At 60.4% G+C, this 25751-nt stretch carries 26 protein-coding genes; 9 read left to right on the top strand and 17 right to left on the bottom strand.

What is annotated here, in order from left to right:
• Nucleotides 1-28: 28 nt before the first annotated feature.
• The 3 genes from phoU to AB4Z35_RS06635 all read left to right on the top strand — a co-directional run bounded on the left by phoU (nucleotide 29) and on the right by AB4Z35_RS06635 (nucleotide 2963).
• Nucleotides 29-790 carry a phosphate signaling complex protein PhoU gene (gene phoU / locus AB4Z35_RS06645; RefSeq protein ID WP_007992846.1) on the top strand — a complete coding sequence of 254 codons (762 nt, stop codon included), beginning with the start codon at nucleotides 29-31 and terminating at the stop codon, nucleotides 788-790.
• A gap of 166 nt (nucleotides 791-956) precedes the next feature.
• A complete protein-coding gene (locus AB4Z35_RS06640; protein WP_442096397.1) occupies nucleotides 957-1859 on the top strand; it encodes a response regulator in 903 nt (300 codons plus the stop codon).
• 207 nt (nucleotides 1860-2066) lie between these two features.
• Nucleotides 2067-2963: a peptidoglycan DD-metalloendopeptidase family protein gene (locus AB4Z35_RS06635; protein WP_442096396.1), complete on the top strand. Its 897-nt coding sequence runs from the start codon at nucleotides 2067-2069 to the stop codon at nucleotides 2961-2963.
• Nucleotides 2964-3077: 114 nt separating this feature from the next.
• On the opposite strand, the gene AB4Z35_RS06630 is transcribed toward AB4Z35_RS06635, so the two are convergent.
• The 3 genes from AB4Z35_RS06630 to phoB all read right to left on the bottom strand — a co-directional run bounded on the left by AB4Z35_RS06630 (nucleotide 3078) and on the right by phoB (nucleotide 6598).
• A complete protein-coding gene (locus tag AB4Z35_RS06630) occupies nucleotides 3078-4418 on the bottom strand; it encodes a hemolysin family protein (RefSeq protein ID WP_007992853.1) in 1341 nt (446 codons plus the stop codon).
• Between the two features lie 123 nt (nucleotides 4419-4541).
• On the bottom strand, nucleotides 4542-5828 hold the full coding sequence (gene phoR, locus AB4Z35_RS06625) for a phosphate regulon sensor histidine kinase PhoR (protein ID WP_238541637.1): 1287 nt from the start codon (nucleotides 5826-5828) through the stop codon (nucleotides 4542-4544).
• 80 nt (nucleotides 5829-5908) lie between these two features.
• A complete protein-coding gene (gene phoB / locus AB4Z35_RS06620; protein WP_003229608.1) occupies nucleotides 5909-6598 on the bottom strand; it encodes a phosphate regulon transcriptional regulator PhoB in 690 nt (229 codons plus the stop codon).
• A gap of 153 nt (nucleotides 6599-6751) precedes the next feature.
• Here phoB and AB4Z35_RS06615 point away from each other — a divergent pair, with 153 nt between their 5' ends.
• Nucleotides 6752-7135 (top strand): COG4315 family predicted lipoprotein, encoded by a 384-nt coding sequence (locus AB4Z35_RS06615; RefSeq protein ID WP_442096395.1) that lies wholly within the window; start codon nucleotides 6752-6754, stop codon nucleotides 7133-7135.
• Nucleotides 7136-7213: 78 nt separating this feature from the next.
• Here the strand turns inward: AB4Z35_RS06615 and ubiA are convergent, their stop codons facing one another.
• Nucleotides 7214-8104: a 4-hydroxybenzoate octaprenyltransferase gene (gene ubiA, locus AB4Z35_RS06610; protein ID WP_442096394.1), complete on the bottom strand. Its 891-nt coding sequence runs from the start codon at nucleotides 8102-8104 to the stop codon at nucleotides 7214-7216.
• Nucleotides 8104-8667 (bottom strand): chorismate--pyruvate lyase family protein, encoded by a 564-nt coding sequence (locus AB4Z35_RS06605; protein WP_442096393.1) that lies wholly within the window; start codon nucleotides 8665-8667, stop codon nucleotides 8104-8106. Before AB4Z35_RS06605 ends, ubiA begins: the two co-directional genes overlap by 1 nt.
• 199 nt (nucleotides 8668-8866) lie before the next feature.
• On the opposite strand from AB4Z35_RS06605, the gene AB4Z35_RS06600 reads away from it, so the two are divergent.
• The 3 genes from AB4Z35_RS06600 (at nucleotide 8867) to AB4Z35_RS06590 (ending at nucleotide 10674) form a co-directional block, all read left to right on the top strand.
• Nucleotides 8867-9037, top strand: a complete 171-nt coding sequence (locus AB4Z35_RS06600) for a rubredoxin (protein ID WP_007995385.1) — start codon at nucleotides 8867-8869, stop codon at nucleotides 9035-9037.
• A gap of 18 nt (nucleotides 9038-9055) precedes the next feature.
• Nucleotides 9056-10204: an NAD(P)/FAD-dependent oxidoreductase gene (locus AB4Z35_RS06595; protein WP_008045504.1), complete on the top strand. Its 1149-nt coding sequence runs from the start codon at nucleotides 9056-9058 to the stop codon at nucleotides 10202-10204.
• A 194-nt stretch (nucleotides 10205-10398) separates the two neighbouring features.
• Nucleotides 10399-10674: an HU family DNA-binding protein gene (locus tag AB4Z35_RS06590; protein WP_003213368.1), complete on the top strand. Its 276-nt coding sequence runs from the start codon at nucleotides 10399-10401 to the stop codon at nucleotides 10672-10674.
• An 87-nt stretch (nucleotides 10675-10761) separates the two neighbouring features.
• Here the strand turns inward: AB4Z35_RS06590 and AB4Z35_RS06585 are convergent, their stop codons facing one another.
• The 3 genes from AB4Z35_RS06585 to AB4Z35_RS06575 all read right to left on the bottom strand — a co-directional run bounded on the left by AB4Z35_RS06585 (nucleotide 10762) and on the right by AB4Z35_RS06575 (nucleotide 13219).
• Nucleotides 10762-11145, bottom strand: coding sequence for a hypothetical protein (locus AB4Z35_RS06585; RefSeq protein ID WP_442096392.1), 384 nt, complete (start codon nucleotides 11143-11145; stop codon nucleotides 10762-10764).
• A complete protein-coding gene (locus tag AB4Z35_RS06580) occupies nucleotides 11142-12557 on the bottom strand; it encodes a PAAR domain-containing protein (protein ID WP_442096391.1) in 1416 nt (471 codons plus the stop codon). Before AB4Z35_RS06580 ends, AB4Z35_RS06585 begins: the two co-directional genes overlap by 4 nt.
• Nucleotides 12558-12823: 266 nt before the next feature.
• Nucleotides 12824-13219 (bottom strand): DUF6124 family protein, encoded by a 396-nt coding sequence (locus AB4Z35_RS06575; RefSeq protein WP_442096390.1) that lies wholly within the window; start codon nucleotides 13217-13219, stop codon nucleotides 12824-12826.
• Nucleotides 13220-13785: 566 nt separating this feature from the next.
• Here AB4Z35_RS06575 and AB4Z35_RS06570 point away from each other — a divergent pair.
• A complete protein-coding gene (locus AB4Z35_RS06570) occupies nucleotides 13786-14157 on the top strand; it encodes a hypothetical protein (protein ID WP_008000275.1) in 372 nt (123 codons plus the stop codon).
• A gap of 155 nt (nucleotides 14158-14312) precedes the next feature.
• Here the strand turns inward: AB4Z35_RS06570 and AB4Z35_RS06565 are convergent, their stop codons facing one another.
• The 6 genes from AB4Z35_RS06565 to exbB form a co-directional block, all read right to left on the bottom strand.
• Complete coding sequence (locus tag AB4Z35_RS06565; protein WP_442096389.1) at nucleotides 14313-15713, bottom strand: aminoacyl-tRNA deacylase and HDOD domain-containing protein; 1401 nt, start codon at nucleotides 15711-15713, stop codon at nucleotides 14313-14315.
• A 78-nt stretch (nucleotides 15714-15791) separates the two neighbouring features.
• A complete protein-coding gene (gene recG, locus AB4Z35_RS06560) occupies nucleotides 15792-17867 on the bottom strand; it encodes an ATP-dependent DNA helicase RecG (RefSeq protein ID WP_442096388.1) in 2076 nt (691 codons plus the stop codon).
• 9 nt (nucleotides 17868-17876) lie between these two features.
• On the bottom strand, nucleotides 17877-18806 hold the full coding sequence (locus tag AB4Z35_RS06555) for a hydrogen peroxide-inducible genes activator (protein ID WP_008000272.1): 930 nt from the start codon (nucleotides 18804-18806) through the stop codon (nucleotides 17877-17879).
• A 266-nt stretch (nucleotides 18807-19072) separates the two neighbouring features.
• Nucleotides 19073-19822, bottom strand: coding sequence for a TonB family protein (locus tag AB4Z35_RS06550; RefSeq protein WP_442096387.1), 750 nt, complete (start codon nucleotides 19820-19822; stop codon nucleotides 19073-19075).
• Entirely contained in the window at nucleotides 19819-20247 is a 429-nt protein-coding gene (gene exbD / locus AB4Z35_RS06545) for a TonB system transport protein ExbD (RefSeq protein WP_007989589.1), read from the bottom strand. The genes AB4Z35_RS06550 and exbD overlap by 4 nt, the downstream gene beginning before the upstream one ends.
• A 6-nt stretch (nucleotides 20248-20253) precedes the next feature.
• A complete protein-coding gene (exbB, locus tag AB4Z35_RS06540) occupies nucleotides 20254-21225 on the bottom strand; it encodes a tonB-system energizer ExbB (protein ID WP_442096386.1) in 972 nt (323 codons plus the stop codon).
• A 187-nt stretch (nucleotides 21226-21412) separates the two neighbouring features.
• On the opposite strand from exbB, the gene AB4Z35_RS06535 reads away from it, so the two are divergent.
• The gene (locus tag AB4Z35_RS06535) at nucleotides 21413-22270 is read left to right on the top strand and encodes an SDR family oxidoreductase (protein WP_442096385.1); all 858 of its coding nucleotides are present in this window, start codon (nucleotides 21413-21415) and stop codon (nucleotides 22268-22270) included.
• A gap of 128 nt (nucleotides 22271-22398) precedes the next feature.
• Here the strand turns inward: AB4Z35_RS06535 and AB4Z35_RS06530 are convergent, their stop codons facing one another.
• From AB4Z35_RS06530 to spoT, 3 genes are all read right to left on the bottom strand, one after another.
• A complete protein-coding gene (locus tag AB4Z35_RS06530) occupies nucleotides 22399-23139 on the bottom strand; it encodes a hypothetical protein (RefSeq protein ID WP_442096384.1) in 741 nt (246 codons plus the stop codon).
• Nucleotides 23140-23206: 67 nt separating this feature from the next.
• Nucleotides 23207-23587 carry a RidA family protein gene (locus AB4Z35_RS06525; protein ID WP_003229509.1) on the bottom strand — a complete coding sequence of 127 codons (381 nt, stop codon included), beginning with the start codon at nucleotides 23585-23587 and terminating at the stop codon, nucleotides 23207-23209.
• Nucleotides 23588-23624: 37 nt separating this feature from the next.
• Nucleotides 23625-25730 carry a bifunctional GTP diphosphokinase/guanosine-3',5'-bis pyrophosphate 3'-pyrophosphohydrolase gene (gene spoT / locus AB4Z35_RS06520; RefSeq protein WP_007989580.1) on the bottom strand — a complete coding sequence of 702 codons (2106 nt, stop codon included), beginning with the start codon at nucleotides 25728-25730 and terminating at the stop codon, nucleotides 23625-23627.
• Nucleotides 25731-25751 lie beyond the last annotated feature (21 nt).

The raw sequence follows: 25751 nt of genomic DNA, 5'->3' as shown, positions 1-25751 counted from the left end.
GGTTAAACGCTTTTGCGGAGCGAACACAATGATTTCTAAGGAAGGCCTTACACACCACATCTCCCAGCAGTTCAACGCCGAACTGGAGGAAGTGCGCAGCCACCTCCTGGCCATGGGCGGGCTGGTCGAGAAGCAGGTCAACGACGCGGTCACCGCGCTGATCGAGGCCGACTCCGGCCTGGCCCAGCAGGTGCGTGAGATCGACGACCAGATCAACCAGATGGAACGCAACATCGACGAAGAATGCCTGCGCATTCTGGCCCGTCGTCAGCCGGCAGCGTCCGACCTGCGCCTGATCATCAGCATTTCCAAATCGGTGATCGACCTGGAGCGCATCGGTGACGAAGCGACCAAGATCGCCCGTCGTGCCATCCAGCTGTGCGAAGAAGGCGAAGCGCCACGCGGTTACGTCGAGGTTCGCCACATCGGCGACCAGGTGCGCAACATGGTCCGTGACGCACTGGACGCCTTTGCCCGTTTCGACGCCGAGCTGGCCTTGTCGGTGGCGCAGTACGACAAGATCATCGACCGCGAATACAAGACCGCCCTGCGTGAGCTGGCCACCTACATGATGGAAGACCCGCGTTCTATTTCGCGGGTTCTGAGCATTATTTGGGTACTGCGTTCGCTGGAGCGTATCGGCGACCACGCGCGCAACATCTCGGAGCTGGTGATTTACCTGGTGCGCGGCACAGACGTGCGGCACCTGGGCCTCAAGCGCATGAAGGAAGAAGTTGAAGGAACCAGTGGCGAAACCGCTAATGTTCCGGGCAAAACTGACGATAAGTAAGGTTGCCCAAGTAAAGCGCCCGGCCTATTGGCCGGGCGTTTTTGTTTGCGGCTGACGAATTCGAAAAGCAGCACCCGTGAACGAAAAGTCCGGCGTGACTGAAGGTTTTGGCAATGTGCCATCAGCAAAGCGGTATGCTGGCCGGGATTTTTTAAAGGGGTGGTGGATGAGTAAGGTCAGTGTGTTGGTCGTGGACGACGCGTCGTTCATTCGTGACCTGGTGAAGAAGTGCCTGCGCAATTATTTCCCGGGCATGCGGATCGAAGACGCGATCAACGGCAGAAAGGCCCAGGCCATGCTGGTAAAGGAAGCATTCGACCTGGTCCTGTGCGATTGGGAAATGCCGGAAATGTCCGGCCTGGAACTGCTGACCTGGTGTCGTGAGCAACACAATCTCAAGGCCATGCCCTTCGTGATGGTGACCAGTCGTGGCGACAAGGAGAACGTCGTCCAGGCGATCCAGGCCGGGGTATCCGGATACGTCAGCAAGCCGTTCACCAACGAGCAACTGATCACCAAGGTCAAGCAGGCGCTGCACAAGGTCGGCAAACTCGACGCCTTGATCAACGTAGCCGCGACCAAAACGAGTCCGGCATTCGGTAACGATTCCCTGAGCGCATTGACCGGCGGCAAGGCTCCTGTTGCCACGCCAACGGCCGCACCCGCACCGTCCAAAGGCTTACTCAACAACCCGCCGGTCAAGGCACCGGTGGCCTCTTCGGCAACCGCCAGTAGCCGTGGCCAGGGTCAACTGCGTTTGCCGAACGGCATCCAGCAATGCGTGATCAAGGCCTTGAGCCTCAAGGAAGCCCTGTTGGTGGTCAAGCGCACCGAGACCTTGCCGCAGATCCTCGACAGCGCCGTGCTGGACCTGGAGCAGGGCGACAACGCCGAAGTCGCCCGTCTCAACGGCTACCTGCACGCCGTCGTGGCCCACGAACCGAAGCCCGACAGCGACTGGCTGCAACTGACTTTCCGCTTTGTCGATCAGGATGCGCAGAAGCTCGATTACATCTCGCGCCTGATTGCGCGTGGTACGGCGCAGAAGCATTTCATTCCTGGCGCTTAAGGCGCGTCGCCTGATAGTCCGCCTTCGCGAGCAAGCTCGCTCCCACATTTGAAATGCATTCCAATGTGGGAGCGAGCTTGCTCGCGAAGGGGTCATCACGGTTACCGCACATCTGCTGAACACCCATTCTGAAACATCTGCCGACTACCCGGGTCCATTGCAGCTGCTAGGCTCAATCCCAGATCTCACTCGACAGAATCCTTGCTCATGTTCACGCGCCTGCTGTTTTTATGTGGCCTGTTCATGGTCGCCACCTCGGCCATGGCCATGACCATCTACAAGTCCAAAGACGCTTATGGCGTGGTTTCCTACAGCGACCGCCCAAGCAAAGGTGCCCATGTATTCGTTTTTCGCGATGGCATGGTCGAGCACCTTGAGCGTCAGGTGCGCCTCATCATCATGAAGAAGAAAGGCGTGCACAGCGTGTACGTGCGCAATGACCTGTATGCGCCGGTAGAGGTCGAATTGAGTTTCGCCGGGGTGACGAACGCCAGCGGGGCGCCGGGGCAGGCGATTCGGCGCGTGATACCGCAACGCACCAGTGTTCGTCTGGCACAGCTCACGGCGACTAAAGGGGGACGGCCGCTCGCCTACGTTCCGAAGTTCAAGTACTCCCTGGGCGACCCCTCAGGGCCCACGGTGGGCTATCGGTACCCGTTGCCCTGGCGTGGCGGGCCGTTCCGGATCAGTCAGGGCGCCAATGGGCCCTACAGCCACTTTGGGCCCAAGAGCCGCTACGCCATCGACATTGCGATGCCTGAGGGCACGCCGATCATTGCAGCGCGGGGCGGGGTGGTGGTGAAAACCGAGAATAGACAGAGCGGGCGCGGTACCGATGCATCCGGCAATTTCGTGCGGGTGTTGCACGATGACGGGACCATGGGCGTTTACCTGCACCTGAAGAAAGGCTCGGTCTGCGTTCGGGAAGGTCAGCGGGTAAATGTGGGCAGCGCACTGGCGTTGTCCGGTAACACCGGCAACAGCACCGGGCCGCATTTGCACTTCGTGGTGCAGCGCAATACCGGGTTGGGGCTGGTGTCGATTCCATACCAGTTCAACCAGCCGGTCAGCGCGCTGCCCAACTTTGCGTTGGGCAAGCAGTGATGCGTTGTCTGGTCTGACGCCATCGCGAGCAGGCTCGCTCCCACAGTTGAAATGCATTCCAGTGTGGGAGCGAGCTTGCTCGCGATGGTATCGACTCGAATCCGGATATCTCGATCAGTCCAGCATCAACACCTTGGCCAGAACAATCTTCGGCCCTTTCATCTTCTTGATGATGATCCGCAGGCCTTCGACTTCCAGCACTTCTTCCTCTTCGGGAACGCGCTTGAGGCTCTCATAGACCAGCCCGGCAAGGGTTTCGGCTTCGACGTGGTCGAGGTCGATGCCCAGCAGTCGTTCAACCTTGAACAGTGGCGTATCACCCCGCACCAGCAGCTTGCCCGGCTGATACGCGAGGATCCCGCGTTCGGCCTTGCGGTGTTCGTCCTGGATATCGCCCACCAGCACTTCCAGCACGTCTTCCATGGTCAGGTAGCCGATGATGTTGCCGTCGGCCTCTTCGACCACGGCGAAATGCGAGCCGCCCTTGCGGAACTGTTCAAGCAACTGCGACAACGGCATGTGCCGCGACACGCGCTCCAGCGGGCGGGTCAGTTCGGCGAGGTTGAACGACTCGGGAATGTGGTCGAGCGCCGCCAGTTCCAGCAGTAGATCCTTGATGTGCAGCAGGCCGACGAACTCCTGGCGTTCGCTGTCGTATACCGGATAGCGGCTGAACTTGTGGCGACGGAACATCGCCAGGATCTGCTTGAGCGGGGCGTTGAACTCCAGGGTCACCAGGTCTTCGCGGGAGTTGGCCCAGTCGACCACTTCCAGCTCACCCATTTCCACCGCCGAGGCCAATACACGCATGCCTTGGTCGCTCGGGTCCTGGCCACGGCTGGAGTGCAGGATCAGTTTCAGTTCTTCGCGGCTGTAATGGTGCTCATGGTGCGGGCCGGGTTCACCCTGGCCGGCGATGCGCAGGATCTGGTTGGCGCTGGCGTTGAGCAGGTAGATGGCCGGGTACATGGCCCAGTAGAACAGGTACAGCGGCACGGCCGTCCACAGCGACAGCAATTCGGGTTTGCGGATCGCCCAGGATTTGGGGGCCAGTTCGCCGACCACGATGTGCAGGTACGAAATGATGAAGAAGGCGGTGAAGAACGAAATCGCCTTGACCACTTCGGCGGAATCGACGCCCACGGCACTCAGCACGGGTGCCAGGAGGTGCGCGAACGCAGGTTCACCGACCCAACCCAGGCCCAGGGAGGCGAGGGTGATACCCAATTGGCAGGCCGACAGGTAGGCATCGAGCTGACTGTGCACGGTGCGCAGGATGTGCCCGCGCCAGCCGTTTTTATCAGCGATGGCCTCGACCCGGGTCGAGCGCAGCTTGACCATGGCAAATTCCGCCGCAACGAAAAATCCGTTGAGCAAAACCAGGATCAGAGCAAAAAGAATCATGCCGAAGTCGGCGAAAATTGTAGCGAGGGTCAAGCCAGGGGAAGGGTCCATGATGGAGTTTTGCGGGTTCCGTGTATTCGAAAGGGAAGTAAAAACCGCGCCTGAAAGGCAGGCACAAGTCAGCCAATGTAGCGGCTGACATGGCGGTTGCCTAGTGGCATGTGCTGACCGGCATCAGTCGGTGGTGCTGATAACCCGGGATTTGGTGACTTGAGCCGGCGCAAAGTGGCAAGTAAAAGTACTGCCGTGGCCCGGCACACTGCTGATTTCCATTCGTGCCCGATGTCGTAACAAAACGTGTTTGACGATCGCCAGCCCCAGGCCGGTGCCACCGGTGTTGGAGTTGCGGCTGGAATCGACGCGGTAGAAACGTTCGGTCAGGCGCGGCAGGTGTTTGGCATCGATGCCGATCCCGGAATCCTGCACACTCAGATGCGCGCCCTGGTCATCACCCCACCAGCGAATGCGGATATTACCTTCGGCCGGGGTGTATTTCACCGCGTTGAACACCAGGTTGGAAAACGCGCTGCGCAACTCCGCTTCGCTGCCCTTGAGCAGAATCGTCGGGTCGGCTTCCAGGGTAATGCGCTGGTTCTTCTGGCCGGACAGTTGCTGGGCATCGCTCTTGATCGATTGCAGCAAGCAATCGATCGGCACCGGCTGGTTGTCCGACGGATAGTCGGTGGCTTCCAGCTTGGCCAGCAACAGCAGGTCGTTGAGCAAGGTCTGCATGCGTCCGCCTTGTTGCTGCATCTGCTGCAAGGCACGGCCCCAGCGCGGGTTCACCTCGTCGACGTTATCGAGCAGGGTTTCCAGGTAGCCGCAGATCACCGTCAACGGTGTGCGCAATTCATGGGAAACGTTGGCGATGAAGTCTTTGCGCATCTGTTCCAGCTGATGGATGCGCGTCACATCGCGCACCAGCATCAAGTGTTCGTTGTTGCCGTAACGGGTGATGTACAACTGGATGCGTACACGGTCGTTGGTCGGCGAGGGAATTTCCAGCGGCTCGGCGTAACTGTCTTGCTCGAAGTATTCCTTGAAACGCGGATGGCGCACCAGGTTGGTCACCGGTTGGCCGCTGTCCTGTGGCGTCTTGAGGCCCAGCAGGGTTTCGGCGGCGCGGTTCCACCATTCCAGGTTGCCGTCGGTGTCGAGCATGATCACCGCGTCTTTCAGCGCGGCGGTGGATTCCTGAACCCGGTCGATCACCGCTTGCAGGCGCCCGCGTACCCGCTGGTCGCGGCGTTGCAGGTGGTAGATGCTGTCGAACACCTCGCCCCACAGGCCGTAGCCGTCGGGTGGTGCTTCATCGGGTTTGTGCAGGCGCAGCCACTCATGCAGACGCAGCAACTGCTTGAGGGTCCAGGCCAGATAAAGACCCAGGCCTGCGGCAAGGCTCCAGCCGTAATAGCCGGTAATCAGGCCGATCACCAGGCAGGTGGTGACCAGCAGCAGCATGTGGCGAATCAGGGTGCCATGCCAGTTTTGGTTCACTTGACGCGCGTCCTTGTCAGCTTGTCGGGCGGTAAAGGTCCGGGTCAGGCTTTGGTAGAAAAGCGGTACCCGGTGCCGCGCACGGTTTGTACCAGATTTTCGTAAGCATCGCCGAGGGCTTTGCGCAGGCGTCGAATGTGCACGTCGACGGTACGCTCTTCAACGTAGACGTTGCCGCCCCAGACCTGATCCAGCAACTGGCCACGCGTGTAGGCGCGCTCCTGGTGGGTCATGAAGAATTGCAGCAGGCGGTATTCGGTCGGGCCCATCTCGGCAGGACGGCCGTCGATGGTCACGCGATGGCTGATCGGGTCCAGCAGCAGACCGCCGACTTCGATCGGTGCTTCGCCATCGGTCGGGCCGGCACGACGCAGCACGGCCTTCAGGCGCGCCACCAGCTCACGCGGGGAAAACGGCTTGGTGATGTAGTCGTCGGCGCCGACTTCCAGGCCCTGGATCTTGTTGTCCTCTTCACCCTTGGCGGTGAGCATGATGATCGGGATGTCCCCGGTCAGTTCATCACGCTTGAGACGACGGGCCAACTCGATGCCGGACGTGCCGGGCAGCATCCAGTCGAGCAGGATCAGGTCCGGTTTGCGGTCGACGATAATGGCGTGGGCCTGCTGGGAGTTTTCAGCCTCCAGGCAGTCATAGCCGGCCATTTCCAACGCAACGGCGATCATTTCGCGAATAGGCGCTTCGTCGTCGACGATCAGAATGCTCCTGCCAACCATGCCCTTAATCCTCTTGTCATTTAACTGTCTTGCGCCGCATTAGATAACGGAATTATTGCAGTCGTGTGACAGTATTTTAGTTGACCGGCGATTGGCTGGATCCTGGGCTAAGCTCTAATTCCGAATCCTGACAACCACAAAAGGAAGGTTTCCATGAAACACATTGCTCAAACCTGGAAGGCTCTGCTGGTCACGGCAGCGCTAACGCTGCCGACTCTGGCCTTCGCCGCCGAACCGGCGATGATGAAAGACGGGATGATGGTCGATCATAAGGGCATGACGGTGTACACGTACGACAAGGACGCGGGCGGCAAGTCCATGTGTAACGGCGAGTGCGCCGAGTACTGGCCACCAATGATGGCGCCGGCGGGTGCCAAGGCTGAAGGTAAATGGACAGTCGTCAAGCGTGACGATGGCATGATGCAATGGGCCTATGGCGGCAAGCCGCTGTACTACTACAAGGACGACAAGAAAGCCGGAGAAATGAAGGGCGACAAGAAGAAAGACGTCTGGCACGTCGTTCACGAGCATATGTAACGGTTGTAGCCTGCCGCACTGGATCGCTGCCTTCGTTGCTCTGCAGGAGCTGCTGAAGGCGGCGATCTTTTTGACGCTTCAACGCAACGCGTAATCCAGCACAATCCCGACGAAAATCGCCAAGCCCGCCCAGTGATTGTGCAAAAACGCCTTGAAGCAGCGCATCCGGTCCTTGTCGCGGGTGTACCAGAACTCCCACGCAAAGCAGCCCGCCGCCACCAGCAATCCGAGGTGGAACCAGCCGCCGAGGTCAAACTTCGACCCCGCCAGCAGCAGGCAACCCAACGCCAACCCTTGCAGGGTCAGGATGATCACCCGGTCAGCCTCGCCAAACAGAATCGCCGTGGATTTCACGCCGATCTTCAAGTCATCGTCGCGGTCGGTCATCGCGTAATAGGTGTCGTAGCCCACCGTCCACAACAGATTGGCGATGTACAGCAGCCACGCGGCTGCTGGCAGTTCACCGGTTTCAGCGGTGAACGCCATCGGCATGCCCCAGGAAAACGCCGCGCCCAGCACCACTTGCGGGTAATAGGTGTAACGCTTCATGAATGGGTAACTGAACGCCAGCGCCAGGCCGCCCAGCGACAGCCAAATGGTCGCAGCGTTGGTGCACAGCACCAGCAGGAAACTCACGCCCATCAGCAATGCAAAGAACACCAGCGCCTCTTTGGAGCTGATCTTGCCGCTCACCAGCGGCCGTTGTTCGGTACGCTTCACATGGCCGTCAACCTTGCGGTCCGCCCAGTCGTTGATCACGCAGCCGCCGGCGCGGGTCAGCACCACGCCGAGGACGAAAATCACAATGTTGGCCAGGGACGGCGAACCCTTGCCGGCAATCCACAGTGCCCACAGCGTTGGCCAGAGCAGCAGGTAAATGCCGATCGGCTTGTCCATGCGGGTCAGTTGAATGAAATCCCACGCCCGAGGGTTCAAGCGGTTCAAGGACTTGAGCAGGCTTTGGTACATCAACGGTTCTCCGGTTGGGCGCGGGCGGCGTTCCACAGGGTCGGCAGGAAGATTTCAGCCACCAAAACGCTCAAGGCGCCGCGATCGAAACGAGAACGGCGGCCCCACAGTTCAGGCGATTGCACCTCGGCGGGCAGCCATGCTTGCGGATAATGACAAACCTCGATGGCTCGGCGCTGAAAGGCCTGATCGCAAAACAGCAGTTCACCCAGCGAGCGGCTGCCCAGTTCGTCCATGTGCAAGCCGTCGCCTTGCAATGCACTGCGTGACGCCACGCTGCGCGCAAACACCCACGCCTGGCCATGACCGCGCAAATACACCTCGCGCACCCAGCCTTCACTGCCGTCGGCCAGGTCCAGCGCTGCACATTCGTCGGCGCGCAAGAGCTGCCAGCCTTCGAACATTGGCGAGACGCTGAAGGCATCATTCGACAGATGAATCAGACGTCTGGTCAGCGAGCCTTCGTCGAACAGCCAGTCGAGGGTAGAAGCATCGGGGAGGGGCGCCAGTTCGCTGCGCGAGAGCCAGAGAGGAGCTGGAGAGGGGGATTCTGTGTGATGCACAATGAGTCATTATTGGCAGCAAATGAGGCGGCGAGCTTAACATGTCAGCCGCCGATATAGATTGAAATGGCCTGCCGTTGCGCCGAACAGGCTTGCATCTGACGGCCCCGATCAGTACAAAACGCGCTGAGTTGGACGGCAGTGCTACAACCATCGACCGTCCGGCCGGCAAAACGCCTGAACCCTGAGGAAGTACCTGATGAAAAAGTGGCAATGTATCGTCTGCGGCCTGATCTACAACGAAGCCGACGGTTGGCCGGATGACGGCATTGCGCCGGGCACCCGTTGGGAAGACGTCCCGGCAGACTGGCTGTGCCCGGACTGCGGTGTGGGCAAAATGGATTTTGAAATGATTGAAATCGCTGCCTGAATAATTGAGGAGTAAGGAATGAACGCACCTGTCGTAATCATTGGCACCGGCCTGGCTGGCTATAACGTGGCCCGCGAGTTTCGCAAACTCGATAGCGAAACCCCGCTGCTGCTGATTACCGCCGATGACGGGCGCTCCTACTCCAAGCCGATGCTCTCCACCGGCTTCGGCAAAAACAAGGATGCCGACGGCCTGAGCATGGCCGAACCCGGCGCCATGGCCGAACAGCTCAAGGCCGAAATACGCACCCACACCCGCATCAGCGGCATCGACCCGGGTCACAAGCGCCTGTGGATCGGTGAAGAGGCGGTGATCTACCGCGACCTGATCCTGGCGTGGGGCGCCGAAACCGTGCGCGTGCCCATTGAGGGCGACGCGGCGGACTGCGTATTCCCCATCAACGACCTGGAAGACTACGCACGCTTCCGTGCGGCGGCGGCCGGCAAGCGCCGCGTGCTGCTGCTCGGCGCCGGTCTGATCGGCTGCGAGTTCGCCAACGACCTGACCCTGGGCGGCTACGAAGTGCAATTGGTTGCTCCGTGCGAACAAGTCATGCCGACCCTGTTGCACCCGGCGGCCGCCGCTGCGGTGCAGGCTGGCCTCGAAAGCCTCGGCGCGCGCTTCCACCTCGGGCCGGTGCTCAACCGCCTGCAACGCGTGGCGGATGGCCTGGAAGCGCACTTGTCCGATGGCCAGGTGATCCCGTGCGACGTAGTGGTCTCGGCCATTGGCCTGCGCCCGCGCGTCGACCTCGCGGCAGCGGCCGGTCTGCAGGTCAACCGCGGCATCATGGTCGATCGGCACCTGAAAACTTCCCACGCCAACATCTACGCCCTGGGCGACTGTGCCGAGGTCGACGGGTTGAACCTGCTGTACGTCATGCCCCTGATGAGCTGTGCGCGAGCGTTGGCGCAAACCCTGGCCGGCAACCCGACCGCCGTCACCTATGGCCCGATGCCGATTACCGTCAAAACCCCGGTCTGCCCGTTGGTGGTGTCCCCGCCGCCACGGGGCGCGGAGGGCATTTGGACCGTCGAAGGGCAGGGCGCCGATATCAAGGTTTTATGCCGCGATGCCGCGGGCAAGCTGCTCGGTTATGCGCTTACCGGTGCCGCCGTGATGGAAAAACTGGCTCTGAACAAAGAGCTTCCGGCTCTGTTGGCATAAATAGCGGTCGTTCTGTCGGATTCACCCCCCTTTTGCCCTAACAATGGCCGCGCCGATACTGGCGCGGGGCCTCACTGCGTGCCATCCTCACTCCCGTCTGCCGCAGAGTAGAGCACCTGCGGCGCTTTGGGCGCTGCTCCGCAGAGGGCGGCACGGACATAACAACAACAAACCGTCAAAGGGGCTTCACTCATATGCGTAAACCAGAACTCGCTGCAGCCATTGCTGAAAAAGCAGACCTCACCAAAGAACAAGCCAATCGCGTTCTCAACGCCGTTCTTGAAGAAATCACCGGTGCCCTGCACCGCAAAGACAGCGTGACGCTGGTGGGCTTCGGTACCTTCCTGCAACGCCATCGCGGTGCCCGCACCGGCAAAAACCCGCAAACCGGTGAACCCGTCAAAATCAAGGCCAGCAACACCGTTGCGTTCAAGCCAGGCAAGTCGTTGAAAGACAGCGTTAATCCGTAAGCCGTTTTCACCTCTCGCACAGCGGGGGAGTGGAATAAAAAATGGGCACGCCAACCAGGGTTGGGTGCCCATTTTTTGTGGGAGCAGTTACTTAAGTAACCCTGATTTCCACAGTGTGACTAACAAAACTAAGGAAGTTAATAAGCCTATAGCACTCCATTGCAACACTATGAGCATTCGCTTGAGAGTAACGGGGAATTTTTGCAAATCATCAATACTTAGCTCGCCTCTTTTTAGATAGAAGCCAGGAAATGTCACGATTCCTGAAATTCCTCCCACCAGCAACACCTTTCCCCAGCACCCGCCATGTCTGAGTGGTGCTCTGACCATAATGGCAGTACAGTTCTTTAGCTTTTCTAGCATTAAGTCCATTCGGGTATGGGCCAAGTAAAGCGCCGTAACGTTCCAAAGGAATAAACCGACAAGTACCAGGCCACATAAGCTGCCGACGACGAGTTCAGCAATAGTCATTTAATAACGTCGTAAACAACATCGCCAATTATTTCACCACCCATTTCACCAAATTCACCGCCTGCATATGAGCCAGCTCCCACGACTAGAATTCCACACGTAGCTGCAGCAATACCACCAGTGGCTATGCCGAGGCCTACACAAAGATAACCAACGGACGAGCCTGACAACAATGCACCGGTGACGGAGCCAGCAAATATTCCTCCAGCAAAACTTCCCGTCTCAGTAAATTTAACTCGCTGACAGGCTTCGGCATTGCCCGCCCTGCATACATCTTGAACCTTCATAGCCGACGCCCCTCCACCAATGGCCGTGCCGACCCAGCCACCGTACTTGAGGTACTTGGAAGCCCCGGCCACCCCCTCCAGATGAGTGGCGTATCCCGGCATCTGACCTACGCCGCCTGCTTCCGTCCAGCGATGAACCAGAGTGGGAGGCGAAAGGAACATTGCACGATTCAAATTTGGATGGTCGGGAAAACCGATACCTTTGCGCGTCAGGCTTGTCATGTGGATATCGAGTTGAGTGAGCAGTTTTTTGCGTTCTTCCAAAAACGTCGGTGAGCTCAGGTGGCCATCGCGCAGAAATGAATGCTGATGCAACGCTTCGATTTCTTTGAGGGTCTCGCGGACATTTTCCAGATTGTTGTGGAGAATGCTCGCGCCGACGCCAATAGCAGTCGAACCATGGCTCAGGAAGGTCTGGATGGCATCACGGTGCTGTACCATGAAATCCGCTTCTTCCGGGCTGAGCGTCTCAAGCACCTGGTTGGTCCTGGCCGCCACGTCCATGAGCAGGGCTTCTTCGCGGGTGCACTGATAGTTGTTCGGGTCGCTCAGCACGATCATCGAGCCGGCTTTAACATCGCCCAGGTTGGGATTGAGCAGTTTGAATTTGCCCATCACCGCCGGGTCGCGCAGGGTGAACAATGAGGCCTCGAGTTGTTCGCGGGTGGTGCTCTTTGGAACGATGTAAAAGCCGGGCTCTACAGCCTGTGCACTGTTGTCACGCATCTGCATGGGAGAGCTTGGTGCAGGGGCGTAGCTGGATGATCGTGACGCGGCCGGAGCACTGGCTGCGGCGGGCGAAGCCTGCGCAGTGGTGGTCCGCATGGTGTGTGGTTCCGCACTGCGGCTGGACTCGTACTTCGCCGTGGACTGCGATGGGATCAGCCCGGCTTTGCAAGGACAACTACTGAAGCTATCCAGCGATCCCGCCACCATCCTGCCGTTGCTTTTGATGTATGAAACACCGCCAGTGATCACGTAGGTTTTATTGTCTTTTCCGCAGGAAACCTGGTCCCCGTCGCGCGCGTGCGCGAAGCCAAACATCATGATGTGAGTATCGGCTTCCAGAACTTTGCCACCGCAGGTGGTCTTGTCGCCCTCACGAATGAAGTATCCCTTTGCCATTGCTTGCACTCCGTGTCCATTCACGCGCCAGACAGGACGCGTGTTGCGGTTACATGAATCGCACCGACTCAGGAATGAGCGGGCGAACACAAAGTACGTGGGCAGGAAAGTTATTCAAGACGGAGCAGGGAGAACAGGAAGCTTCCTACGCAAATTTGGGAAAGGGAGAAGTGAGCGGGAGTTGGCTATTAAGGAGGGCGGCAGTGACTTGCCTTAAAACCCCGAAAGTGACGGCAACAATCGGGGTCGCTTTCCTTTTTGGCGAGTTAGCTGGCTTGGCTTGATTTCCTTGTGAGAATCGCCGTCATTTCCGGCTTATCCAGATGATCCAGCGCCCGCTCTACCAGCAAATGCGCCCCCTCAGCCACGCGACTGATTGCCAGGGCTACTGAGCGGCGTGAGCCGTCTACATCATCGGCCAGGTCAGCGGCGATGACGCTGATGGACAGCAGATCTTCCGAGGCGTTGGCCAGGAGTGCTTCGGTATTGATGTCCGGGCAGACACTGAAGAGTTGGCCGGTGCGTTTCGGTTGTTTCTGTTCGGCTTGGAAGGTGTGGTGGTTGAAGGTGCATTCGATCGCTTCATGGGTCCCTTCGGAATCGGGAGATTCGCAGGGGAATGTGGCTTTGTCGTCAGGAGGGGTGGATGTTGGTTTGAACATGGATGTCGCTTCCTGGAGTTAAGAGGCTGACACCGTTTCGCTTTGCACTTCGAAAGAGGTGGCAGCTGTGCGTTGGTGTGCAAGACCGGTCCAGGTGCCCGGCAGACCCGAAGGTCTCCGACGCACAGCCGCCATAACGATCCGCGAGCATAGGAAAACGCTCGGTGAATTGCCATCAACGATGTGCACCTGAACCGGACTTGCACGTCCGAGTCACCGATTTTGTGGTGACTTAAAGAGGTTATCGGTACCGGTCAAAACCGCCTAGTTCACGCATGGCTCGGCATTGCGAAGGAAATGTCCGAGAACTCTGCGGGGTACAAGATCAAAAGATCGCAGCCTGCGGCAGCGCCTACAGGAATGTGTTTCTGCAGGTGTAAGGGCGTCGCGGGATGCATTCCCGCTCTGGAGCGTGGGGGCGACCGATGAGAGGGTGTAAGACGTGACTTGGCAGTCATCATGCGGGAAATGTGGCTTATCTTCTTCTAACGCATCTGGATGGTGGCGTTCTTGTTTTAAGTCGCTAAACTGCCCCGGCCGTTCATTTTTCTTCTGAGGCTGTGCGCATGAAATTTCGTTTTCTGCTGTGGATGCTGGGTTTGTTGATGGGCAAGGCCAGCCGGACCAATCCGGCGTTTCAGCAGCAGTTGGGTGACAAGGATCTGGTGTTTCAGTTGCAGACCCTGGACGGGAAAGTGGCGCGGCATTTCCGCGTGAAGGACCAGCGCATTACCAGCCAATCGGGTGTGCATGCCGAGCCTGCGTTTGCGATTGCCTTTAAAGACGCCGCGTACGGTTTTGCCACGATGCAGGCGAAGAACAAGCAACTGGCGTTCATGACGGGGATTCAGGACAAGTCGATTCAGATCAAGGGCAACCCGGCGCTGGTGATCTGGTTCCAGGGGCTGACCAAGTATTTGAAGCCGAAGAAGGCGTAGGAGCGAGCTTGCTCCGGGCGGCGTTCCGACGAGAAACTCAAGTACCCCCGGGTTTATCCAGGATGCGTGCGTCATCGTTGACGACTTTCGCGAGCAAGCTCGCTCCTACAGGGTTTTGGTGATCCCTGTGGGAGCGGGCTTGCCCGCGATGCTTTTCAGCCCTGGGTGAACTGGGAGGCCAGTTCGCGCAGCAGCACTTCGGCTTCAAGAACTTTGCTGACCACGTCGTTGGCTTTTTCGCGGCTCAGGCCAAGGCGTTCGAGCAGGGCGTCGGGGATGTCTTCGTCGGGGCCGGAGCCGATGCCACGGCTGCGCAGCAGGCGCACCGACAGGCAGACCAGGTTCGGGTATTCGGCGTAAGTGCCGTCATAGGCCGGGTCGTTCTGGAAGCGCAGGGCGGTGGCCAGTTCTTCGGGCATGTCCCAGTAGCGCATCAGCCATGAGCCGATCTGTTCGCGGCTGATGCCCAGCAGGTGTTGTTCCACGAAGCTGTGGCACAGGTGCGGGTTGACCTCCAGGTGGCGGCAGATCAGCGAGAAGTGCGGCGGGAACACGTGGGCCAGCAGCAGGTAGCCGAAGTTGTGGAGCAGCCCGGCCAGGTAGGTCAGGCCGGCTTCCGGACGCTGGGCGCGTGGCATGGCGCGGGTCAGGCCTTCGATGACGGCGGCGGTGTAGATCGATTGCTGCCAGTACGGCGTGGTGTGTTGCGGGTGGTCCTTGGGCAGGCTCAGGGTTTTGCCCAGGGCCAGGCCCAGCGCCAGGTTGATCACCAGGTCGAAGCCCAGCACGCGCACGATGGCGTCTTCCACCGAGCGAATCTTGCCTGGCGAGGCGTAATACGGCGACGCCGCCCAGCTCACGACTTGTGCAGCCAGCGCCGGGTCGGTTTCGACCACGCCGGTGATGTCGTCGATGGTGGCGTTGGGGTCGACGCGCAGCTTGATGATTTTTTGCGCCGTTTCGGCCAGCGGCGGGATTTCGATGGTCGCTTCCAGGCGCTGCTGGATGCGCCGTGCGGTGAACGCCTGGACGGCCTGGGTGATTTCCTCGCGGTCGTCATCGGGGCGGTCGAGGTTCGGACGGATGCTGGTCAGGTTTTCGCCGAAGTTGGCGGCGCTGGCCTTGGTCAGCATGGTCTTGAAGTCTTCGCTGGAGACTTCCAGCAGCACGCCCGGCTCACCGGAGTTGATCAGCAACTTCGGCTCACGCAGCAGGATTTCGTCGTACAGGCAGGGTGAACTGGTCAGCGCCGGCAGGCCCGGCAGCAAGCTGAGGTTGTGCTTGCCGAGCATTTTTGTCAGGCGTTCGATCGGTACGGCGGTGAGGCGGCGACCGGTGAGTTCAGTGAGGCGATTGAGGTCCAGCAATTGGCTCTGCGGGAACAGCACCATCAGCGCGCCAATGCTGTCATCCAGCAGAACGGCCTGGACCTTGCGCGTGGCATTGAGGCCGTGATGGTCCAGCACTTCTTCGTAGGCAATGCCCAACTTGCCCAGCATCAGCCGAATAACCGACGGAGCGTGCGGGGTGTCGGGTGCGAAGGCAACTTCGGTCATGGTTTGTATCCGTGCTAAAACAATTGCCGGAGTATAACCAGCTTGCTCGGGGCCACGCCTTAGAAACTGCGACGGTTGTCACACTTGGCCGTACTGTTGGCCATGACGCAGCCAGCGGTCGAGTAGCGGGCTGACGTGGGTCGGCCAGCGCTCGAGCAATGCCTGGGCGGCATCACGTACGGCGGGCAGCAAATCGGCATCGCGCATCAGGTCGGCGACCTTGAATTGAAGCAGGCCGGTTTGCCGGGTGCCGAGCATTTCGCCGGGGCCGCGCAATTCCAGATCCTTTTCGGCGATGACGAAACCGTCGTTGGTTTCGCGCATGATGCCCAGGCGCTGACGGCCGATCTGCGACAACGGCGGATGGTAGAGCAGCACGCAATGGCTGACGGCGCTGCCCCGGCCGACGCGGCCGCGCAACTGGTGGAGTTGCGCCAGGCCCAGGCGCTCGGGGTTCTCGATGATCATCAGACTGGCGTTGGGCACGTCGACGCCCACTTCGATTACCGTGGTCGCGACCAGCAGTTGCAGGTTGCCGGCCTTGAACTCGGCCATCACCGCGGCTTTTTCCGCAGGCTTCATGCGGCCGTGGATCAGCCCGACTTTCAACTCGCCGAGGGCGGCGGTGAGGTCCTCAAAGGTGGTTTCGGCGGCCTGGCAGGTCAGCTCTTCCGACTCTTCGATCAGCGTGCACACCCAATAGGCTTGTCGCCCTTCGGCGCAAGCGCTGCGCACCCGCTCGATGACTTCGACCCGCCGGGTGTCGGTGATCAGCACGGTGTTGACCGGGGTGCGGCCGGGGGGCAGTTCGTCAAGGATCGAAGTGTCGAGATCGGCATAGGCGCTCATGGCCAGCGTGCGCGGAATCGGCGTGGCGGTCATGATCAGCTGATGCGGACACATGCGCCCGCCGACACCTTTCTGCCGCAAGGCCAGACGCTGCTGTACGCCGAAACGGTGCTGTTCGTCGATGATCACCAGCGCCAGGTTCTTGAATTGCACTTCGTCCTGGAACAACGCGTGGGTGCCGACCACCATCGGGGTGCCGCTGGCAATTTGCTCCAGCGCGGCCACTCGGTTCTTGCCCTTGAGCTTGCCGGCGAGCCACGCGACTTCGATGTCCAGCGGTTCGAGCCAACGCTTGAAGGTGATGAAGTGCTGCTCGGCGAGAATCTCGGTGGGCGCCATCAGGGCGACCTGATAACCGGCCTCCAACGCTTGCAGCGCGGCGAGGGCGGCAACCACGGTTTTGCCGGCGCCGACGTCACCCTGGATCAGCCGGAGCATCGGTTCGTGCTGGTTGAGGTCGTAAGCGATTTCGTTGCCGACCCGTTGCTGGGCGCCGGTCGGGTTGAAGCCGAGGTTGGCCAGGTACTTGGCCGGCAGCCTGGTGGCTTTTGGCATTGCCGGTGCGCGCAAGGCACGCATGCTTTCGCGCAGGCGCTGTTGCGACAGTTGATGGGTCAGCAGTTCTTCGAAGGCCAGACGGTGCTGCGCCCAGTGGTGACCGAGGGCCAGTTCATCGACGTCGGCATCGGCGGGCGGGTTGTGCAGGTAGCGGATCGCATCGGCCAGCGGCGCCAGTTGATAGTCCCGGGCCAGTTCGTTCGGCAGCCAGTCGGGCAGGCTGCTGGGGCCGAGCAGGGTGAGGGTCTGCATGCACAACTGGCGCAAGCGCTGTTGGGTCAGGCCTTCGGTCAGCGGGTAAACCGGGGTCAGGGTTTCATCCACCGGTGGTGGTTCGTCGCCGGTGATGGCGCGGTATTCCGGGTGGTAGATCTCCAGCCCCGAAGCACCGGGCCGCGCTTCGCCGTAGCAGCGAATCCGCGTGCCGCGCTTGAGGCCTTCCTTTTGCGCGTTGCTGAAATGGTAGAAACGCAGGCTGAGTCCACCGGTGCCATCCTGCAGCCGGACCACCAGGCTGCGCCGACGGCCCATGACCACATCGGCGCCGCTGACGGTGCCTTCGATGACCGCGTCCTGTCCGGGGCGCAGTGCGCCAATCGGAACCACGCGAGTGCGGTCCTGATAGCGCAGGGGCAGGTGAAACAACACGTCCTGGAGGTTTTCCAGGCCGACCTTGGCCAGTTTCTCGGCCATGGCTTCACCGACACCCTTGAGTGCCGTCACCGACACTTGCGACAACTCGCTCATGGCCGTTGCTTAGCCCGCAGCGACTTGCGTCGCTGGCTTGGCCACCGAGCACAGGCGAATGGAGTCAGCGAGGATTTCAATCGCCTTCGGACGCGGGAAGCTGGCGCGCCAGGCAATGGCCACCGTGCGGAACGGTACGGGTGCCGACAACGGACGCACCTCGATCACGCCGGGGGCGTAGTGATGGCTGTCGACTGCAGACAACGGCAGGATCGAAATCCCGAGGCCCGAGGCGACCATGTGGCGAATGGTTTCCAGGGAGCTGGATTCCACCGTGGTGTGCTTGGCGCCGTCGTTGCCTTTGGTCAGGGTCGGGCAGGCTTCCAATACCTGATCGCGGAAGCAGTGGCCTTCGCCGAGCAGCAGCAGGCTCTTGTCGTTGAGCAGGCTGGCGTCGATGGATTCCTTTTGTGTCCACGGGTGCTGCGCTGGCATCAGTACGTAGAACGGCTCGTCGTAGAGCTGCAGGGTCAGCACGTCGGCTTCATTGAACGGCAGGGCGATGATGATCGCGTCGAGTTCGCCGTTGCGCAGTTTGTCGCGCAGCACGTGGGTGAAGTTTTCTTCGATGTACAACGGCATCTGCGGGGCGACCCGGTGCAGTTGCGGAATCAGGTGCGGGAACAGGTACGGCCCGACGGTGTAGATTGCGCCGACTTTGAGTGGGGCGGTCAGCTGGTTCTTGCCGGCCTGGGCCAGTTCGCGGATGCCCTGGGCCTGCTCCAGCACTTTTTGCGCCTGGGCCACAATGCCTTCGCCGACCGGCGTCAGGCGCACGGCGCTTTTGCTGCGCTCGAAAATCAGCACACCGAGTTCGTCTTCAAGCTTTTTCACGCCCACCGAAAGGGTCGGCTGGCTGACGTGGCAACGCTCGGCCGCGTGGCCGAAGTGCTGCTCTTGGGCGAGGGTAACGATGTAGCGTAATTCTGTGAGGGTCATAGCAAGCGTCCATGTAGTTGCGGGCCAAGCATACCGGCTGCAATCGATAGACGCACGTTATCAGACTGAACGTGTCGGGTGACACTGGGCAATGCCGGTTTGCCGCTGGCAGATAAGAGAAAGGCACCTTTCGGTGCCTTTTAGGGGTGAAGCATGACCTTGTAGGAGCGAGCCTGCTCGCGATGAGGGCATAACATTCGACATCTTCGTTGAATGCTAAACCGCTATCGCGAGCAGGCTCGCTCCCACATGGGATGGTAGTGCGTTTACCGCCGGCGTTTTTCCAGCGAGTAAACAAAGGGTGCAACGATTTCGATGGAGCCATTGGTCAGCATGTCGGCCGGTGGCTTGGGCAGCGGTTGGGCGCGACGGATCATTTCCAGGGTGGCCCGGTCCAGATCGGCAGTGCCCGAGGCGCCTACCAGCTCAAACGACAATACATTGCCTTCGGCATCCACGACGAAACGCAGACGGTTCATGCCTTCCTTGCCCCGCGCCTGGGCACTTGCAGGGTATTTTTTGTACTTCTGCAGGTGCGCCAGCAGCGTGCCTTGCCAGCTGGCCTTGGCTGCCAGTTGAGCCGGCGAAGGGCCGGGCGCAGGCTGGGCGGATTTCTCCGTCGGTGCCTGAGTCTGTTGCGTTTCGGCAGGCTTTTCTTCGGCCGGTTTTTCCTTCGGCGGTTCGGGTTTCTTCTCTACCGGCTTGGGCGGCTGCGGCTTCGGCTTGGGTTTGACCGGCTTGGGCACGGCAATTTCAGCTTTCGGCACTTCAGCGAGCTTGGGTATCGGCAGTTCTTCAACCGGAGCTGGTGGCTGCGGTGGGGTGACGACCTTCGGCGGAGCAGGCGGTGGCGGGGCGGGAGCCGGTGCCAGTTCGACCATCATTGCCTGAGGGGGCAATTCGATGGGCGGACGGGCGGACCAGTTCAGTGCCAGCGCGATGGCCAGCGCGTGAACGCCCAGCACCACGGCCAGGCTACCGCTGTAACGCGTCAGCTTATGGCGCGTCGTGATCATTTCTTGGCTGCCGTCTCGAGTCCGACCAGACCTACCTTCAGGTAACCGGCAGAGCGCAGGTTGTCCATCACGCTCATCAGGTCGCCGTAATCCACGCCTTTGTCGGCCTGGAAGAAGATTGTCGTGTCTTTCTTGCCCTGGGTTTTGGCGTCGAGGGTGGCGCCGAGTGCTTCGGCCTTCACTTCGTCTTCACCGAGGAACAGGCGCTGGTCAGCCTTGACGCTGAGGAACACCGGTTTCTCTGGCCGCGGCGCCGGTTTGGCGGTCGAGGCGGGCAGGTCGACCTTGATGTCCACGGTGGCCAGCGGGGCGGCCACCATGAAGATGATCAACAGCACCAGCATCACGTCAATGAACGGCGTGACGTTGATTTCGTGGTTTTCGGACAGATCGTCGTCTGCCCCTTCTTTCAAATGCAGGCCCATGGCCGATTACCCCACTTTCACCATGTGCGGTTGCGAGCTGCGCTCAGGCTGGTGGTCGAGGTCGCGGCTGACCAGCAGCAGGACCTGTGCCGACGCGTCGGACACCTGAGCCTTGTAGCCGGCGATGGAACGGGCAAAGACGTTGTAGATCACGACTGCAGGGATCGCTGCAACCAGGCCCAGCGCGGTAGCCAGCAGGGCTTCGGCGATGCCGGGAGCGACGACGGCGAGGTTGGTGGTCTGGGTCTTGGCGATGCCGATGAAGCTGTTCATGATGCCCCACACAGTACCGAACAGGCCGACGAACGGCGCGGTGGAACCGATGGTGGCCAGCACGCCGGTGCCGCTGCTCATGTTGCGACCGCAGGCCGCCACCAGACGCTCAAGACGGAAGCTGACGCGTTCCTTGATACCTTCTTTCTCGCGGCTGTTGACCGACAGGCGCATCTCTTCGAGGGCGTCGTGCACCAGCAGGTTCGCCAGTGTGCCTTCCTTCGCCGCGGTGGCGCTGGCTTCCTTGAGGGAGGCGGATTTTTTCAGTTGGGCGATTTCACCGCGCAGACGACGCTTGGCGCCCATCAGCTCAAGACCCTTGGCGATCCAGATGGTCCAGGTGATGATCGAGGCGATGGCCAGGCCGATCATCACGATTTTCACGATAATGTCGGCGTTCTTGTACATGCCCCACGGCGACAGGTCATGGGCCATGCCCAAGGTGTTATCGGCTTCGAGGACTTCAGGAGCGTCTTCCCCCAGGTTTTCTGCCGGCGCTGCCTGGGCAGGATCGGTCGCGGCCGGAGCAACGGCCGGGGCGGCGTGATCAGCCGGTGCAGGTGCTGCTGCGGTTGGAGTAGCTGGCGGCTGGGCATCGGCGAAAGCGGCGACTGGCGCGAGCATCAGGCTGAGGAGCAGCGCAGCCACCGCGCTCCAGGCGCGAGGTCGTTTGGTTGGCGAAGCGGGGAATTGATTGCGTGTCATGCTGGCCGGACCTGAGAGAATAAACGGGTGATGTTCTTCCAGGCCTCGAAAGGCCGAGAACAAAGTGGGGTGCATTATTGCAATTAATTCTTGTTAACAAAAGTAATAGCGTCTCTTTTTTTCCTGCATTGCTAGCCGCCTGTCTATTGTCGGCGCTAGTCTGTGGCTTTCCGATGGGAGTTTTCTGATGTCTGCGCCTACTGTTTTGATCGCCGGCTGCGGTGATGTCGGCAGCCGCCTGGCCACGCAATTGCTGGCGGCGGGGTGGGAGGTCCATGGTCTGCGACGCGACGTTTCACGCCTGCCCAAGGGAGTCATCGGCGTTGCCGGTGACTTGTTCGACAAAGACTGCCCGGCCACTTGGCCAATCGGTGCCGTGGATTACCTGGTGTATTGCGCGGCGGCCACCGATCACGATGAAGCCGGTTACCGTGCTGCCTATGTCCAGGGCCTGGAGCATGTGCTGGAGTGGCTGAACGACTACGGGCAGATGCCCAATCGCCTGCTGTTTGTGTCCAGTAGCAGTGTCTACGGTCAGCAGGATGGCGAATGGGTCGACGAAACTTCACCGGCCGTGGCGGCGGGCTATTCCGGGCGTGTGATGCTCGAAGCCGAGCAACTTGCTCTCAAAAGCGGCATTCCAGCCAGTATCGTGCGCTTGACCGGCATTTACGGCCCCGGCCGAGAATGGCTGCTGACGCAGGTGCGCCGGGGTTATCGCGTGGCGGTCGATCCACCGTTGTATGCCAATCGGATTCATGCGGACGATGCCGCAGGGTTGATGGCGTGCCTGCTTGAGGCGGATCGGCGTGGCGTGGCGCTGGATGATGTCTACATCGGTGTGGATGATGCGCCGGCAGCGCTGGCCGATGTGGTGGGCTGGTTGCGTGAGTATCTGGGCGTGACCGAATGGGCAGATGACGATAGCGTGCGTCGCACTGGCAGCAAGCGCTGCAGCAATGCCAGGGCAAAAGCGTTGGGCTGGACGCCGAAGTACCCGAGTTTTCGCGAGGGGTATGCGGCCATTCTTGAAGGGCGTTGCTGACGTTCAGGCACTCTGAAACAACTGTGGGAGCGAGCCTGCTCGCGATGAGGGCGTGTCATTCAACATCATCGTTGACTGTCATGCCGCCATCGCGAGCAGGCTCGCTCCCACAGGGGGTAATGCGTTGCTTACTGCTTTTCCAGCAACCACTTGCGCTCGCCCGGAGTGAACGAAGGCATTTCGTCTGCCTGCGCCGTATTCACGGTCTGGAAAATCTCCAGCTCCTTGCCTTTGCGCGCAAAGATCCAGGCGTTGCCCTGGCCATTGAGTTGCAGCCACATGTTGTCATTGCCGCCACTCATGGATGCGCAATCGCCAGCCAGACACAACGCATAGCGGTCGCTGCCGGGCAGGCCGGTCACCTGGCCGTCGGCCTGGAATTGAACCGTGTTGCCTTCGCCGGTACCGCTGACGATTGTCCAGCTGCCGCCCATGTAGGCTGAATACAGCGCACGTTCGAAGCTGGCGCCGATTGGAGCGCCGTCCGGCACCGGAATCAGGGCGCGGTCGAAAACCTGCTCGGGCTCGTTGTCGCTGGCGGACTGGCTGAGTTGCTTGCCGTCACGCTTCAGCTCGCTGGCCGAGCTGCCATAAAAGTCGATTTTCCAGGCGCCGGATTCTTCACCGAGCAGCTTGCCGTCGACATTTTCAAAACCATTGGTGTAGCGGGCCTGACCGGCCTTGGTGTTGATGTCCCATTCCAGGTTCGGGCCATAGGCCTGGAGTGCTTCACGCAGGGGGACGCCTTTGGCGGCAGCATCGATCGCCACCTGGTTGATCCAGGTGCCGCTGATATCTCGGTCGGCAGGGTTGCTGGCACATCCGCCCAGGAACAGGGCGAGCAGCGAGAGAGCAAGCGCGTTGCGCATGGTGGAATCCTTTCAAGCTTACTTTACAGCAGAGCAGTCGGCGCAGCCCGAGGCTGCGCCGCACGCATTACTCGATGACCAGGATGGCATCCATTTCAACCTGCGAACCCTTTGGCAGGGCCGCTACGCCGATGGCGGCGCGGGCAGGGTAAGGCTGGTCGAAGTACTTGCCCATGATCTCGTTGACCTTGGCGAAGTGGCTCAGGTCGGTGAGGAAGATGTTCAGCTTGACGATGTCCTTGAACGAACCGCCGGCCGCTTCGGCCACGGCTTTGAGGTTCTCGAACACCTGGACGGTCTGGGCTTCGAAGCCTTCGACCAGTTCCATGGTTTTTGGGTCCAGAGGAATCTGACCTGACATGTAAACGGTGTTGCCAGCCTTGATCGCCTGGGAGTAAGTACCGATGGCGGCCGGGGCCTTGTCGCTGGTGATAACAGTCTTGGTCATGTATGACTCCTTGTAATGAGGTGGCTACGTTTGCGAGCTACGCACGCATGCGGGTGATGCGAATCACCCCGGTCAAGGCGCGCAGTTTCTTGATCACGCGGGCCAGGTGCACGCGGTCGTGCACGCTGACCACCAACTGGACCACGCTGATGCGACCATCGCGTTCGTCCATGCTGATTTTCTCGATATTGCCGTCGGCGGCGTTGACGCTGCTGGCCAGCAGGGCGATCAGGCCGCGCTGGTGCTCCAGCTCGACGCGCAGCTCGACGTTGAATTCGCCGGTGACATCCTTGGCCCACGAAAGCTGGATGCATTTTTCCGGGTTGTGGCGGATTTCGCTGATGTTGCGGCAGTTGTCCAGGTGCACGACCATGCCTTTGCCCGCGGACAGGTGGCCGACAATCGGGTCGCCCGGGATCGGCGTGCAGCACTTGGCATAGCTGAGCACCAGGCCTTCGGTACCGCGAATCGCCAGCGGGCCTTCCGGGCTCGGCAACTGTTCGCCTTCACCCAGCAGTCGGCGAGCCACCACATAGGCCATGCGATTGCCCAGGCCGATGTCTTCGAGCAGATCTTCGACCAGTTCGAGGCGGTACTCGACGAGCATGGCCTTGACGCGCTCGGCCGGAATTTTTTCCAGTGAACTGTCGAAGCCATTGAGGACCTTGTTCAGCAGGCGTTCGCCGAGGCTGATGGACTCGGAGCGGCGTTGCAGTTTCAGCGCGTGGCGGATGTGCGTGCGTGCCTTGCCGGTGACCACGAAGTTGAGCCACGCCGGGTTCGGCCGCGCGCCGGGCGCACTGACAATCTCGACCGTGGAGCCGCTTTGCAGCGGTTCGGACAGCGGTGCGAGACGGCGGTTGATCCGGCAGGCGATGCAGCTGTTGCCCACGTCGGTGTGCACCGCGTAGGCGAAGTCGACCGCCGTGGAGCCCTTGGGCAGCTCCATGATCCGGCCTTTGGGCGTGAACACGTAGACCTCGTCCGGGAACAGGTCGATCTTCACGCTTTCGATGAATTCCAGCGAGTTGCCGGCGCGTTGCTGCATTTCCAGCACGCCTTTGACCCACTGGCGGGCGCGGGCGTGAGTGCCTTTTGGCTGCTCGTCGCCGCTGGATTTGTACAGCCAATGGGCGGCGATGCCGTTGTTCGCCATCTCTTCCATTTCACGGGTGCGGATCTGGATCTCGATCGGAACACCGTGCATGCCGAACAGTGTGGTGTGCAGCGATTGATAGCCGTTGGCCTTGGGGATCGCGATGTAATCCTTGAAGCGCCCCGGCAGTGGTTTATACAAGTTATGTACAGCACCCAGCACGCGGTAGCAGGTATCGACCTTGTCGACGATGATCCGGAATGCGTAGACGTCCATGATCTCGTTGAAGGCCCGACGCTTGCCGCGCATTTTTTTGTAGATGCCGTAGAGGTGTTTCTGGCGCCCGCTGACCTCGCCCTGGATGCCGTCGATGGCCAGGCAGTGGCTTAAGGATTCTTCGATCTTGTTGACGATTTCCTTGCGGTTGCCCCGGGCGCGTTTGACGGCCTGGTAGATCCGCGCGGAACGCATCGGGTGCATGGCCTTGAAGCCGAGGTCTTCGAATTCTATGCGGATGGCGTGCATGCCCAGCCGGTTGGCGATGGGCGCATAGATTTCCAGGGTTTCCTTGGCGATGCGCCGGCGTTTTTCGCCGGACAGCACTTCCAGGGTGCGCATGTTGTGCAGGCGGTCGGCCAGCTTGACCAGGATCACGCGAATGTCGCGGGCCATGGCCATGGCCATTTTCTGGAAGTTTTCGGCTTGGGCTTCGGCCTTGGTTTCGAAATTCATCTGGGTCAGTTTGCTGACCCCGTCGACCAGTTCGGCCACGGTTTCGCCGAACTGCGCTTGCAGCGCTTCCTTGGCAATACCGGTGTCTTCGATCACGTCATGCAGCATGGCGGCCATCAGGCTCTGATGGTCCATGTGCATGTCGGCAAGAATATTCGCCACGGCAAGAGGATGCGTGACATACGCCTCACCGCTACGGCGGCGTTGGCCGTCGTGGGCTTGTTCGGCGTAGAAATACGCTCGGCGGACCAGGTTGACCTGGTCTTTGCCGAGGTAGGTCGATAAGCGATCGGCGAGGGCGTCTATGCTCGGCATGATGTCTCCTGCCGTAAGCTG

Origin of the sequence: Pseudomonas sp. KB_15, from assembly GCF_052114525.1 — a bacterium.
Classification (GTDB): Bacteria; Pseudomonadota; Gammaproteobacteria; order Pseudomonadales; family Pseudomonadaceae; genus Aquipseudomonas.
This window is presented reverse-complemented; position numbering and strand designations above follow the sequence as displayed.

Excerpts from the sequence above, each read along its gene's own strand:
- phoR (WP_238541637.1), bottom strand. The coding sequence starts at position 5,828 with ATGCTGCTGCTGGTCACCACCTGCCTGGTGATCGGCCTGATTACCGGC.
- AB4Z35_RS06535 (WP_442096385.1), top strand. The coding sequence starts at position 21,413 with ATGTCTGCGCCTACTGTTTTGATCGCCGGCTGCGGTGATGTCGGCAGC.
- AB4Z35_RS06635 (WP_442096396.1), top strand. The coding sequence starts at position 2,067 with ATGTTCACGCGCCTGCTGTTTTTATGTGGCCTGTTCATGGTCGCCACC.
- AB4Z35_RS06530 (WP_442096384.1), bottom strand. The coding sequence starts at position 23,139 with ATGCGCAACGCGCTTGCTCTCTCGCTGCTCGCCCTGTTCCTGGGCGGA.
- phoB (WP_003229608.1), bottom strand. The coding sequence starts at position 6,598 with ATGGTTGGCAGGAGCATTCTGATCGTCGACGACGAAGCGCCTATTCGC.
- AB4Z35_RS06585 (WP_442096392.1), bottom strand. The coding sequence starts at position 11,145 with ATGACTATTGCTGAACTCGTCGTCGGCAGCTTATGTGGCCTGGTACTT.
- AB4Z35_RS06570 (WP_008000275.1), top strand. The coding sequence starts at position 13,786 with ATGAAATTTCGTTTTCTGCTGTGGATGCTGGGTTTGTTGATGGGCAAG.
- AB4Z35_RS06595 (WP_008045504.1), top strand. The coding sequence starts at position 9,056 with ATGAACGCACCTGTCGTAATCATTGGCACCGGCCTGGCTGGCTATAAC.
- AB4Z35_RS06565 (WP_442096389.1), bottom strand. The coding sequence starts at position 15,713 with ATGACCGAAGTTGCCTTCGCACCCGACACCCCGCACGCTCCGTCGGTT.
- AB4Z35_RS06600 (WP_007995385.1), top strand. The coding sequence starts at position 8,867 with ATGAAAAAGTGGCAATGTATCGTCTGCGGCCTGATCTACAACGAAGCC.
- spoT (WP_007989580.1), bottom strand. The coding sequence starts at position 25,730 with ATGCCGAGCATAGACGCCCTCGCCGATCGCTTATCGACCTACCTCGGC.
- AB4Z35_RS06580 (WP_442096391.1), bottom strand. The coding sequence starts at position 12,557 with ATGGCAAAGGGATACTTCATTCGTGAGGGCGACAAGACCACCTGCGGT.
- exbD (WP_007989589.1), bottom strand. The coding sequence starts at position 20,247 with ATGGGCCTGCATTTGAAAGAAGGGGCAGACGACGATCTGTCCGAAAAC.
- AB4Z35_RS06575 (WP_442096390.1), bottom strand. The coding sequence starts at position 13,219 with ATGTTCAAACCAACATCCACCCCTCCTGACGACAAAGCCACATTCCCC.
- exbB (WP_442096386.1), bottom strand. The coding sequence starts at position 21,225 with ATGACACGCAATCAATTCCCCGCTTCGCCAACCAAACGACCTCGCGCC.
- AB4Z35_RS06615 (WP_442096395.1), top strand. The coding sequence starts at position 6,752 with ATGAAACACATTGCTCAAACCTGGAAGGCTCTGCTGGTCACGGCAGCG.
- AB4Z35_RS06550 (WP_442096387.1), bottom strand. The coding sequence starts at position 19,822 with ATGATCACGACGCGCCATAAGCTGACGCGTTACAGCGGTAGCCTGGCC.
- phoU (WP_007992846.1), top strand. The coding sequence starts at position 29 with ATGATTTCTAAGGAAGGCCTTACACACCACATCTCCCAGCAGTTCAAC.
- AB4Z35_RS06555 (WP_008000272.1), bottom strand. The coding sequence starts at position 18,806 with ATGACCCTCACAGAATTACGCTACATCGTTACCCTCGCCCAAGAGCAG.
- AB4Z35_RS06630 (WP_007992853.1), bottom strand. The coding sequence starts at position 4,418 with ATGGACCCTTCCCCTGGCTTGACCCTCGCTACAATTTTCGCCGACTTC.
- recG (WP_442096388.1), bottom strand. The coding sequence starts at position 17,867 with ATGAGCGAGTTGTCGCAAGTGTCGGTGACGGCACTCAAGGGTGTCGGT.
- ubiA (WP_442096394.1), bottom strand. The coding sequence starts at position 8,104 with ATGTACCAAAGCCTGCTCAAGTCCTTGAACCGCTTGAACCCTCGGGCG.
- AB4Z35_RS06525 (WP_003229509.1), bottom strand. The coding sequence starts at position 23,587 with ATGACCAAGACTGTTATCACCAGCGACAAGGCCCCGGCCGCCATCGGT.
- AB4Z35_RS06590 (WP_003213368.1), top strand. The coding sequence starts at position 10,399 with ATGCGTAAACCAGAACTCGCTGCAGCCATTGCTGAAAAAGCAGACCTC.
- AB4Z35_RS06640 (WP_442096397.1), top strand. The coding sequence starts at position 957 with ATGAGTAAGGTCAGTGTGTTGGTCGTGGACGACGCGTCGTTCATTCGT.